At 62.9% G+C, this 12096-nt stretch carries 7 protein-coding genes and 1 pseudogene; 2 read left to right on the plus strand and 6 right to left on the minus strand.

The window, feature by feature from the left end; translation table 11 throughout:
• Positions 1-13: 13 nt before the first annotated feature.
• The 3 genes from STE01S_RS02740 to STE01S_RS02750 form a co-directional block, all read right to left on the minus strand.
• Complete coding sequence (locus STE01S_RS02740) at positions 14-1822, minus strand: alpha-amylase family glycosyl hydrolase (RefSeq protein ID WP_174531818.1); 1809 nt, start codon at positions 1820-1822, stop codon at positions 14-16.
• A complete protein-coding gene (locus STE01S_RS02745) occupies positions 1819-3324 on the minus strand; it encodes a tryptophan halogenase family protein (RefSeq protein ID WP_062764518.1) in 1506 nt (501 codons plus the stop codon). The genes STE01S_RS02740 and STE01S_RS02745 overlap by 4 nt, the downstream gene beginning before the upstream one ends.
• Before the next feature lie 74 nt (positions 3325-3398).
• A complete protein-coding gene (locus STE01S_RS02750) occupies positions 3399-6224 on the minus strand; it encodes a TonB-dependent receptor (RefSeq protein ID WP_003047082.1) in 2826 nt (941 codons plus the stop codon).
• Between the two features lie 307 nt (positions 6225-6531).
• Here STE01S_RS02750 and STE01S_RS02755 point away from each other — a divergent pair, with 307 nt between their 5' ends.
• A complete protein-coding gene (locus tag STE01S_RS02755; RefSeq protein ID WP_003047081.1) occupies positions 6532-7566 on the plus strand; it encodes a LacI family DNA-binding transcriptional regulator in 1035 nt (344 codons plus the stop codon).
• Positions 7567-7668: 102 nt separating this feature from the next.
• The gene (locus STE01S_RS02760) at positions 7669-9162 is read left to right on the plus strand and encodes an MFS transporter (protein WP_062764643.1); all 1494 of its coding nucleotides are present in this window, start codon (positions 7669-7671) and stop codon (positions 9160-9162) included.
• Positions 9163-9377: 215 nt separating this feature from the next.
• On the opposite strand, the pseudogene STE01S_RS02765 reads toward STE01S_RS02760, so the two are convergent.
• The 3 genes and pseudogenes from STE01S_RS02765 to STE01S_RS02770 all read right to left on the minus strand — a co-directional run.
• Positions 9378-11053 (minus strand): annotated as a pseudogene (locus STE01S_RS02765) (MFS transporter).
• Positions 11054-11130: 77 nt separating this feature from the next.
• Positions 11131-11280, minus strand: a complete 150-nt coding sequence (locus tag STE01S_RS20240) for a hypothetical protein (protein WP_162928169.1) — start codon at positions 11278-11280, stop codon at positions 11131-11133.
• A gap of 600 nt (positions 11281-11880) precedes the next feature.
• Positions 11881-12096, minus strand: a 216-nt coding sequence (locus STE01S_RS02770) for a transposase (protein ID WP_174531814.1), incomplete at its 5' end; no start/stop codon positions are given.

The raw sequence follows: 12096 nt of genomic DNA on the forward strand, positions 1-12096 counted from the left end.
GTCGTTTTTCCGCTTATTCGTTGGCCTGGCATATGGCGGTGCCGAAGGCGGGGAGAGTGAGGGACAGGCTGCCCGGTGCGGCGGCGTGCGCCGGGCAGTCGCCAAGGAGCGACGTAAAGGCCGCGCTTTTCATGTCGATGGCAATATTGGCCGAGACGGGCGTTGCAGACGTATTGAACGCCAGTAGCACTTCGCGGCCGGAGTCCGGATCGAACCGCGAGACCGCGAGCAAGCCGGGCTTTTCCGAAATGGCGCGAAGCTTCGTCGTCCCGTGCAGCAGCGCGGGCGTCTTGCGGCGGATCGCCGAAAGCGCCGCGATCTCGCGGTAGAGCGGATGCGCCGGGTCGAAATTGGCCGACGCGGTGGTCGCATCGGTGCCGATCAGGTCGTTGTCGTTATAGACGTCGACCATCGAGGCGAACATGTCCTCGCGCGCGAGCTGGTCACCCCCGTCGGACACGAAGCCCTGCTCGTCGCCATAATAGATCGTCGGGACACCGCGCAGCGTCAGCAGCATGGCATGGCCCAGCATCACGCGCTTCAGCAGGTCGTCGGCGCTCGCACCGGGGTTTGCCTGCTTCACGAACATCGCGAAGCGGCCCATGTCGTGGTTGCCGAGGAAGGTCGGGAGCTGCAGCGCCGCGGCCGGCCCGCCCTTGTACAGCACATCGCCATCGAACAGCCGTTCGAACACGGCGGTTCCGGTTGTTCCGCCGACCGCATCGATCACCGCGCGCGCAAAGCTGAAGTCGAGCACCGCTGGCAATCCGGCGACGCGCGTGTGGCGCGCCAGCGATCCGGGGTCGACCGCGTCGTTATAGACTTCCCCGAAGATGTGGAAATTCGGAATCCCCCGCGCTTTCGCCCGCGCCAGCATCGCCGGCACGAAGGCCTGCCAGAATTCTGGGTTCACATGCTTCGCGGTGTCGATGCGGAATCCGTCGATCCCGAACGCGTCGATCCAGCGGCCATAGATGTCGATGAAGCCCTGCACGACCTTCGGATTCTCGGTCGCGAGATCGTCTAGCCCTGCAAAATCGCCATAGAGCGCAGACTCGCCGACCCAGTCGCTGTTTCCGCGATTATGATAATAGATCGGGTCGTTCAGCCACGCCGGCACCTTGGCCTTTTCCTCACCCTTCGGCACGACGGGCGTATAGGCGAACGATGGATCGGTCAGCTTCGCCCAGTTTTCGGGCGAGCGATCACCGTCGCCGGCGAAACCCCGATTGATCGCCGCGCCGCCGGCACCGCCGCGCCGTGAAAAGGGATAATCGGCAAGGCTGCGATAGCGGTACCCCGTCCCGTCGCCTTCGGTGTAGCGAATGACGTCGGCGGTGTGATTGGTGATGATGTCCATATAGACCTTCATCCCGCGCGCGTGCGCCGCGTCGACGAAAGCCCGGAATTCGTCATTGGTCCCGAAGTGCGGATCGACACGCGTGAAATCGGTCACCCAATAGCCGTGATAACCAGCGCTCTCGTCGCCCTTGGGTCCTTGCACCGGCTTGTTCTTGAAAATAGGGGCGAACCAGATCGCGGTGGCGCCCATCCCCTGGATATAATCGAGCCGCTTGGTCAGCCCGGCAAGATCGCCGCCGTGATAGAAGCCCTTGGCCGACGGATCGTAACCGGTTGCGAGCCGGTCGCCCGTCAGCCCGCCGCGATCGTTGCGCGGGTCGCCATTCTCGAACCGGTCGGGCAGCACGAAATAAATCACTTCGTCGGTCGCGGGACGCGCGCGGACGTCGGCGAGGCCGGCCTGCGCCAGCACCGGAAGCGGCGCCAGCATCAACGCAAGCGTTGCGAGCCCGCGGATCATGCCGCCACCGCCGCGCGCGAGGTTGCCGCAAGGAAATCGTCATAGCTCGCCATTTGCGCGACCTCCGCTTCGACCATCGCCGCAACGCCGGCCATATAGCGCGCAAGGTCGTCGGCGCCGATCCCCTCGGCGAGCGGATGCCACGCGCGCGGCGCAACCCCCTGCCCCACCAGCACTTGCAGCCAGCCCGATTCGGTGAACAGCTCCTCATGCTCGCGAAAGATGAGCCCCTGGGCGCGGAACAGTTCGATCTTCGCCGCGAGCGTGTCGGGAACCGGCATCTCTGCCCGATCGCGCCAATAGGCGGTGTCGCGGCGTTCGGTTGCCTTGAAATGCAGGATGATGAAGTCGCGGATACGCTCCCACTCGAAGTCGCTCTGCCGGTTGAACTCGGCGGCGACGGCGGGGTCGGTAGCACCCGATGGCAACATCTTGAGCAGCCGCGATATGCCGGCCTGCACCAGATGGATGCTCGTCGATTCGAGCGGCTCCATGAAGCCGCTAGCCAGGCCAAGCGCGACGACATTGCGGTTCCACATCCGGCGCCGCTTGCCGCTGACGAAGCGCAGCCGGTTCGGTTCCGCCTGCGCGGGTCCGTCGAGATTGGCAAGCAGGGTCGCGACGGCCTCGTCGTCCGATACATGGTCCGAACAATAGACATAACCGTTGCCGATCCGGTGCTGCAGCGGGATACGCCACTGCCAACCCGCGTCGCGCGTCGTCGCGCCGGTCCACGGCAGCTGCGGCGTGGCGCCGTGCGCGCACGGCACCGCCACCGCGCGATTGTTGAGAAGCCAGTGCGACCAGTCCTCATATCCGGTTTCGAGCGCGCCCTCGATCAGCAGGCCCCGAAAGCCCGAACAGTCGATGAAGAAGTCGCCCTCGACAGACCGCCCGTCATCGAGTGCGACGCCGGTGACATCGCCGGTCTCGCCATTCAGACGGACATCGACAACTTTTCCCTCGATCCGCTCGACACCGCTCGCTTCAGCGCGGCGGCGTAGAAAGGCAGCGTAGAGCGCGGCGTCGAAATGGAATGCATAGGGCATCTCGAGCAGATGCGGCGACGTGCGAGGCGCGTCGCGCTGCATCCGCCGCGCGTACGCGGCCCGCTCGTTGAGCGAATAATGGTCGAGCGTTTCGGCTACCCCGGCCGCCCGCGCGCGCAACCAGTATTGATGGAACTCAAGCAGGCCGAGCCCGCGCCCGACCGCGCCGAAGGCGTGCATGTAGCGATGACCGGGCCGCGTCCAGCCGTTGAATTCGATGCCGAGCTTGATCGTGCCCTGCGTCGCGGCAAGAAACTCATCCTCGTCGATTCCGAGCGCGTCGTTGAACAGACGGATCTGCGGGATCGTCGCTTCGCCGACGCCAACGGTGCCGATCTCGTCCGATTCGACGAGCGACACCGACCAGCCCGCCGGCAAAAAGCGGCGCAAGCAGGCGGCCGCCATCCAGCCTGCCGTGCCTCCGCCGATGATAACTAGCCGCATGGGGGACATAAGATCAGCCTCTGCCCTGTAGCGCAACAAGAGGACGGGGGCGGCGCGACCCGGCCGCCCCCGTCAGGGAGGGTTCAGAATTTGAACGAAGCGCCCGCTAGGTAGCGGCTGCCATAGACCTGATAGTCGATCACCGCCCGGCTATCGCGCGGATCGTCGGTGACGAAGGGCTCGTTCGTCAGATTCTGACCCTGAATGAAGAGCGACAGCCCCTCGAGCGCGCTGCCCGGCTGGAAGTCATAGCCGATTTGGGCATCGACGATCGTCTCGGCGCGGGCGCGGCGACGGACACGATTGCCGCCGAAGCCCGACAGCTCGCCGATGAAGCTCGACCGGTAGCGCGCGCTGACGCGAGCGTTGAAGCCCCATTTCTCGAAATAGGCGGTGCCGTTGGCGACCCATTTCGAATAGCCGGGAATATCCTGGGCCGGCGCACCCGGTGTCGGCTGGATCTTGGTCTTCGTATAGGACGCACCGCCCGTCACGCCGAAACCGTCGAGCGCCGATACCAGCTCACCAAGGGGCAAGGTACCCGCCAGTTCGACGCCGTAAAGCTTGCCGCCCTTGCCGTTGATCGGGACGTTCGCGGTGCCCAGATAGTTCACGATGATCGGATTGCCGTTCACGTCGAGGCCCGGATCCTGGATCGGATAGCCGGTGAAATCGAAAGCGACGTCCTGATTGTAGATATAGCTCTTCAGATCCTTGTAGAAGAGCTGCACGGCCAGATAACCCTTCGACCCGAAATATTTCTCGAACGTCAGGTCGGCGGCATTGGCGCGCCACGGACGCAGGTCCGGGTTGCCCGCGTCGCCGCGGACGACGGCGCACTGGCGGCCGACGGGGCAGACGCCGCTGCCGACGTCGCCGATCGTCGTGCCATATTTCAGCGACGCGCGCATGTCGTCGAGGCGCGGGCGGATGATCTCGCGCGCCAGGCTGAAGCGGACCACGAAATCGCTGGCCGTACGCAGCGACAGGTTCAGGCTGGGCAGCACATCGACATAGTCGGTGCTCGCACGCTGCGGGATGCCCTGGATGTTCGGCGAACCATTCGCATTCTGGCCGATATAGGCGGCGCTCGCACCGTTCGAGTTCTGGTCGGTGAAAATCGCCTGCACGCCGACATTCCCGGTCAGCACCGACGAGCCCATTTCCTGGTCGATGTTGGCCTGGAGATAGGTGGTCATCAGCTTTTCGGACACGTCGTAGGATTTGACCACGACGTCGCCATAGGGATTGGCGACCAGCTGATAGATGCCGGCCGCGAGCAGGTCGCGCGGGTCGTAGCTGACGACGGGGCCCAGCCCGAGGTAGGACAGGTTGGTCGTGCCGAGGCGATATTGTTCGGGGATCGGCACGCTGGTCAGGCCGTCGGTGTTGGCGACGAGACCGACAAAGGCTTCGTCGGGAACCAGGCTCTTGCTGCGATCGGTATAGTTCACGCCGAACTGCACCGATTTCAGGAAGCCGTCGAGCTCGCGTTCGACTTCGACGCGATATTGCCAGAGCTCGTCCTTGATGATGCGGTTGTTGTAATAGCCGTCCTGGCCGCCGCGGATGCTCGTACCGTCGACACCGGTCTGGTCGCCGCCCCAGCCGAGCGGGCTGGTGAGCTGGATCAGATCATAGTCGCCATAGTTCAGGCCGGGGCTGAACACGGTGCCGTTGCGGTCGCTGCTGAAGCCGATCGTGTCGGTCGCGCCGACGCCCGCGCCGCGCCCGGTGCCGGCATTGCTTTCGAGGATCAGTTCGTTGCGGTCGGTATTCGACAGGCTGATATCAGCGGTGACGTTCCAGCCGTCGTCGCCTTCCCAGCGGTTGTTCCAGCCGAAGCTGTAGAGCTTTGCCTGCCGTTCGAAGACGTCGTTGCGCACGACCCCCTCGACATTGGTGAAGGTGCCCGACCGCGCGAAGACATATTGGCCGCTGCTGTCGACGTCGGTGACATTGACCCCGGCGCCGCCGAAGGCGAGGGGCAGCTCGATGCCGCGCTTGATCTGGTCGTCCTTGAAGTCCGAATAAAAGGCATCGATCGTCGAGGTGAAATTGGGGCTCGGCCGCCACTGCACCGTGCCCTGCAGGCCAAGCCGCGTCAGCTGGGTCGAGGTCGCGTAGCTTTTCGACCCGCCGATGACCACCGGGTTCGCCGCGGTACCGTCGCCGGCATAGCCCCACGCGTTGAATTCCTGGATCTGATAGGGTTCGTCGACATAGCTTGCCGACAATGCGATCCCCAGCGTGTCGTTCGCGAACTGGTCGACGTACACCCCGTTGACGCGGTAGCCATATTTCTTCGACCCGGCGTTCAGCTTGCCGATTTCGGCCCAGCTGCCCCGCCCGCCGACCGAGATGACGCGCTTGCCATAGTCGAGCGGACGGATCGTGCGCAGATCGACGGTACCCGAAAGCCCCTGCCCGACGATTGACGCCATCGGAGTCTTGTAGACGAGCACCTGGTTGATGACTTCGCTGGGATACTGGTCATATTCGACCGCACGGTTGTCGCCGGTCGAGGTCTGTTCGCGGCCGTTGAGCAGCGTGGTCGAGAAGTCGGGCGCGAAACCGCGGATCGAGATCGCGTTCGAACGGCCCGATACGCGCTGCGATGTCAGGCCCGGCAGGCGCGCGATCGATTCGGCGATCGAGGCGTCGGGCAGCTTGCCGATGTCCTCGGCCGAAATCGATTCGACCACCTGGTCGCGGTTCTTCTTGGCATTGACGGCGCTTTGCAGGCTGGCGCTGAAGCCGGTGACCACGATCTCGCCCTCGCCGCTCGAATCGTCCGCAGACGAAGCGCCGGTATCCTGTGCCAAGGCGACGCTCGGCGCGAAGACAATCGAGGCGAGGCCAAGTGCGAGGGCACTGGCGCCGCGGCGAAGGCTTTTGTTGTTTGTCATCTATGCTCCCCTGGCTTCGACGGGATCGCGCGCCCAGCATCAAGGGAAGCGGCTGCCAGCCGCGACTATCCTCTCCGATGCGTGGGATGATCCCATCTTTCGCCCTCGCAATTGAGGCCAATCGGCTGCGAGGGCCATAGGGTATACGTATACGCATAATATGCGCATTCCCGACGTGTCGCCCAAATGCCACAGCGGCTGTTCGAAGCGCGATGGGACTTGCAAAATCTTGGCAGGACCGCGGTCGCCGGTTACTTTGTACGCGCCGAGCGACCAACGATAAGGGCGCCGCGACCGGGAGAACAGCATGGGCCGACCACCCTCCGTCAAGCCGACGAGTTTCGACATCGCCTATCTTGCCGGCGTCTCGCAGCCGACGGTCTCGCGCGCATTGCGCGGCAGCAAATCGGTCAGCGCTGCGACCCGGGCCAATATCGAACGCATCGCACGCGAACTGAATTACATGGTCGACAAGAATGCGTCGAGCCTGCGCTCGCAACGCACCCACACGCTCGCGCTGCTCTTCTTTGAAGATCCGACGCCCGACGAATCGATGATCAACCCCTTCTTCCTGTCGATGCTGGGATCCATCACCCGCGAATGCGCGCTGCGCGGATATGACTTGCTCATCAGTTTTCAGCAGATGCACAACGACTGGCACGTCGCCTATCAGGACAGCCACCGGTCGGACGGAATCATCCTGCTCGGCTATGGCGACTATCAGCTGTATCTCAGCAAGCTCGAGCATCTGGTCGAGATGGGCACTAATTTCGTTCGCTGGGGCTCGGTGTCGAGCGAGGGGATCGGGTTGACGGTCGGGTCGGACAATGTCGGCGCGGGCGAACAGGCGGGAGCACACTTGGTGGAAATAGGCCGCCGGGCGATCGCTTTCCTCGGCGATGCGTCGGACCATGCGCCCGAATTTCAGGACCGCTACACCGGTCTGTGCCGGGCGCTTCGTGCCGCCGACATCGTGCCAGATGCCGCGCTTCAACGCGACGCCATATCCTCGGAGGCATCGGGCTATGCCGCGGCGCAGTCGTTGCTCGCTGGCAGAAAGCGATTCGACGCGATCTTCGCGGCGAGCGACCTGATCGCGATCGGCGCAATGCGCGCACTCTCCGAAGCAGGGCTGAAACTCCCGCAAGATGTCGCGATCATCGGCTTCGACGACATTCCCGCCGCTGGCCTGACCTCACCGACGCTCACGACGGTCATGCAGGACATGAAGGGCGCAGGGACGCTCCTTGTCGATGCTCTTCTCGCCAGCATCGACGGGCGACCGGTCGAGCAACGCATGTTGCCCGCCCGGTTGATCAGGCGACAAAGCACAGCAGTTTAGTCAACGTATTCGTATACGTGGTTGCCGCGCGCTTGCCCCGCACGCCGCCCGCTGCAACACGTCTTGCCGACAACAGCCGTCGGCGGCCATGGGAGAGAGATGATGGAAAAGCCGCGGCAGGGCTTCGCCGGCATGTGGAACGTCAGTTTCGGCTTTTTCGGCATCCAGATTGGTTTCGCGCTGCAAAATGCGAACATGAGTCGCATTTTCCAATCGTTGGGCGAGGATATCGAGAAATTGCCCGGACTGTGGGTCGCGGCACCGCTGACCGGGTTGCTCGTCCAGCCGATCATCGGCCACATGAGCGACCGTACCTGGCTCGGCCGCCTTGGTCGGCGGCGCCCCTATTTCCTTGCCGGCGCCCTGCTCGCGACGATCGCGCTGTTCCTCATGCCCGAAAGCCCGTCCATCTGGTTTGCGGCAATGATGCTGTGGGTTCTCGACGCATCGCTCAACATTTCGATGGAGCCCTTCCGGGCGTTCGTCGGCGATATGCTGCGCAAGGATCAGCACAGCATCGGTTATGCGGTGCAGACCGCCTTCATCGGTGCCGGCGCGGTCGTCGGCTCGTTGTTCCCGGCGCTGATGGAGGCGGCAGGCGTCGCCAATGTCGCGCCACCGGGGCAGATTCCCGATACGGTTCGCTATGCCTTCTGGTTTGGCGGACTAGCCCTGTTTCTTGCAGTTTTGTGGACCGTCGTTTCGACCAGCGAATATACCCCTGCGCAGATGGCTGCGTTCGAACCCGCGAATGCAGACGATGCTCCGGCCGGGCGCGCGCTGGCGTCGCGCAGCCACATCGGCAACGTTGGCTGGATTGCCGCCGGGCTGGCAGTCATCTTGATTCAGGTCGAATTTGCGCTGCTGCGCGAGGTGCTGCTGCTCGGCACGCTGTTGATCGGTTATGGCCTGGCCAGCATGATTGCCATCGCGCTCGCGCGCCGCGGCTATGAAAAGAACATGCTGTCAAGCATCGTCGGCGACTTTGCGGGAATGCCGCCGCTCATGAAGCGGCTCGCGGCGGTACAGTTCTTCAGCTGGTCGGCGCTGTTCATCATGTGGATCAATACCACGCCGATCGTCGCCCAATATCATTTCGGCACGACCGACGCGGCCAGTGCGGTTTATCAGGCCGCGGGCAACTGGGTCGGCGAGCTCTTCGCGATCTATAACGGTGTCGCGGCCGTTGCCGCACTGACGCTGCTGCCGTGGTTGTCGCGCCATCTGGGACAGGCGCGGACGCACATGGTGGGGCTGACCTGCGGCGCGATCGGTTTTGCGAGTTTCTTTTTGCTGCGAGATCCGACGCAGCTGATCTTCAGCGAAATTTTCATCGGTATCTTCTGGGCCTCGGTCCTTGCCATGCCCTATGCGATCCTTGCGTCGAGCCTGCCACAGGCAAAGCTCGGCATCTACATGGGTCTCTTCAACATATTCGTCGTCATCCCGCAGCTTCTGGTCGCGACCGTCATGGGGTCGATCATGCAAGCGTTTTTTCCCGGCGAGCCGATCTATACGATGGCCTTTGCGGCGCTCGCCCTGATGATGGCGCTCGCCGCCATGGCGCGTGTCGACACGGCATCGATCACCCAATAACCGCCGCCCTGCTGCGGGTCGCGGCCGAATGTTCCGGCCCTCATCGGGCTTTTGGGGAAGGCAGGTGGTGGTCGTGACGTGATTACGTGGACAGCCTCTGCACTAGCGTATCCGTGCAACGATGCGGCCGTTGTCCTCTATGTTTCTCGAACTGCCCCGCGGCCGGGTGACAGGCTGCCGTGACGAAGGCAAGAAACCGCCGCCACCTTTCTCGCTTAACGCCCCGCCGCGCGCTTGACGAAGCGCCGGACGCGCGGCCCGTCATCGCCTACGGAGAATGAGCGCAGCTCGGCCCAGTTCCCGGCATCCGCCTTGGTGCGGCGCTGATTGTGCCGGACATACTCCACCCATGTCGCAACAAAAAACTGCTCGACCCAGATTTCGGGGTTCGCAAGATCCTGTACCAGCTCCCAGTCGCGCGCTCCATCCCGCAGCCGGACACGGCGGCGTTCCGCGATAGCTCGCAGGAACCGCGCCTCGCATGCTGGCGAGACCCGATATTCGATCGCGATGAGGATCGGACCGGTTCGCGCTGTGGCCGGGATCGCCATGCGCGGCTCGCGCCAGCTGTCGAGTGGATCGAGACCCGCGCCTCGGTCTCCCGAAGCGGGCGATAATGTCCGCCGGCGAGACACGCCAAGATTACGAGGCCGACCGCGACCAGCGAAGTTTCTATGCTCGCGCGCTCCGCGATCCAGCCGAACAACAAGCTGCCCACGGTCATGCCGCCAAACGCCATCGTCTGGTAAATCGCAAGCGCGCGCGCCACGACCCAACGGGGAGCTGCAAGCTGCACCGTTACATTGAAGGTCGAGAGCGTCACGAGCCACCCTGCCCCGACGACGAAGATAGCGGCGCAGCTCAAAAGCAATGCCTCACTGACCGCGAAAACAATCGTGCCCATGCCAACCGCGAACGTGGCGCTCGTCACCGATGCCTCCGCGCTATAACGCCGTCTAGCCGAGGGAGGAACGCTTGCGCCGACGACTGCGCCGCCCCCGAGCGCTCCCAGCAACAGGCCATAAGCCCAGGGGCTTCCGGCAAAATTCTTTGCCGCAATCGGCAGAAGCGCGGGGATTGCAGCGGCGCCAACTCCGAAGAATGCAGCGCGGGCCATCAATCCGCTCAGCGCGGGCGACATTAGCACGTAGCGTATCCCTGCACGCATCGCCGATCCGATCGGCTCCCTCAGCAGCAAACGCTCGACGCGAGGCGGACGCCAACGGATCAGCACGGCGATCAGCCCCATATAGGATAGGGCATTGATCAGAAATGCAGCGGCGACGCCCCAGGCCGCGATGATCGCACCCCCAACCGCGGGCCCGAAGCTTCGCGCCATGTTGAAACCCATGCTGTTGTACGCGACGACGGCGGGAAGCTCGGAGCGAGGTACCATGTCGCTGACGGATGCTTGCCAAGCGGGAGAGTTGAGCGCGGTGCCGCAGCCGATAGCGAAGGTGAAAAGCAGCAAGATCGAGGGGGTGAGTCCGCCTTCCCACGCAACAAGCGCAAGCAACAGCGACGTCGCCAGCATGAACAGCTGGGCCACGATCAATATGATCCTGCGGTCGAGGTTATCCGCCACCGCCCCGGACCACAGCGACAGAAGGACGAGCGGCAGAGTCGTCGATGATTGCACAAGCGCAATCAGGACCGGCGACGCCGTCAAGATCGTCATCATCCACGCTGCCGCGACGAGCTGGATGAGAGCCCCGAAATTCGAGACGAGACTTGCAATCCAGACCGCGCGAAAAATCGGGATTGCCATCGGCGAGGACGTCCGTTCCGGCAGCGCCAAGTCGTTCGCATCGATCGACGGCGGCGCAGTGCCGCCAGGCGCGCCATCCCGTGATCCGCGAAACCAGAACCGGACGGCGCGACGCAAATCCATCAGCGCGAATAGGAAGGCAATAGGTGGTGCTCGCCCTGCCTGCGAATTGCTTTCCTTAGGACGGGCAGCGCCATCACTCAGATCTTTCGGGTCAAATCCGGTACGATATCGAAGAGGTCCCCAACCAGCCCGATGTCGGCGATCTGGAAGATCGGCGCATCCTCGGCGTTGAAGCGCGAGTCCGGACAGTCTCCAGCGTCCAACTTTTCGGTCGCTTGGGGCAGCATATATAATGTCCGCTTTCTGGCGCCGGGATGCACGCCGCAAATGGCCGAGATGAGGCGCCTAGCGGACAACCCCGAAACTGAGTCATATGGAGACTATGTGGAGACAGAATTTGCCTCGCATGCGACGTAATACGCGTATAGCGCTATGATTTTCCTATATTTTTAAGTCGGCTGCTCAAACACTCGCGTTCGGACCCAAACCTTCGTCCCAAATTTGCTGGAGACAACAGGGTTTTAAAGCCCATCTCAGTCGTATGATCGAGTAGTTTGGAGAGGCACGCCGTACAAACGGCGATGGAGCGGGCGAAGGGATTCGAACCCTCGACCCCAACCTTGGCAAGAAATTACTGCAAATACCCCAGAGCTTCTTTTTCTACGCCAAGGTACGAAAAACCAAGCTTTTGTTGACTTCAGCCTACGATATTCTATCCTCGACCTACCCTGCGAAGCGGTGATTTTCTATTACGTCCTTATTACTTTTCGAATCTGCCACCCTCGCGTAATATGATGGAGGAACTTGTGGCGCTTGCAAAGCTCAATAAGCGGACGGGGTCGCGTCCGTCAAGGTGGTGTAATTTCGGCTGTGGCCGTGGGCCATCGTCAGGCGGCTTTGGCGGTGATGTGTAGGGGCTGATTTTCCTCCTCGATCATGGGTTGGTTGAGTTCGGCCATGCCTTCGATCTGCATGTATCGGTGCTGGAGCTGCCACTCGTCGTTCTGCTCCATCAGCACAGCCCCGACGAGGCGGATGATGCTGTCTTCGTTCGGGAAGATTCCGACGACGTCGGCGCGGCGCTTGACCTCCTTGTTGAGCCG

The organism is Sphingopyxis terrae subsp. terrae NBRC 15098 (assembly GCF_001598815.1).
GTDB lineage: Bacteria > Pseudomonadota > Alphaproteobacteria > Sphingomonadales > Sphingomonadaceae > Sphingopyxis > Sphingopyxis terrae.

Excerpts from the sequence above, each read along its gene's own strand:
- STE01S_RS02740 (WP_174531818.1), bottom strand. The coding sequence starts at position 1,822 with ATGATCCGCGGGCTCGCAACGCTTGCGTTGATGCTGGCGCCGCTTCCG.
- STE01S_RS02745 (WP_062764518.1), bottom strand. The coding sequence starts at position 3,324 with ATGTCCCCCATGCGGCTAGTTATCATCGGCGGAGGCACGGCAGGCTGG.
- STE01S_RS02750 (WP_003047082.1), bottom strand. The coding sequence starts at position 6,224 with ATGACAAACAACAAAAGCCTTCGCCGCGGCGCCAGTGCCCTCGCACTT.
- STE01S_RS02755 (WP_003047081.1), top strand. The coding sequence starts at position 6,532 with ATGGGCCGACCACCCTCCGTCAAGCCGACGAGTTTCGACATCGCCTAT.
- STE01S_RS02760 (WP_062764643.1), top strand. The coding sequence starts at position 7,669 with ATGGAAAAGCCGCGGCAGGGCTTCGCCGGCATGTGGAACGTCAGTTTC.
- STE01S_RS20240 (WP_162928169.1), bottom strand. The coding sequence starts at position 11,280 with ATGCTGCCCCAAGCGACCGAAAAGTTGGACGCTGGAGACTGTCCGGAC.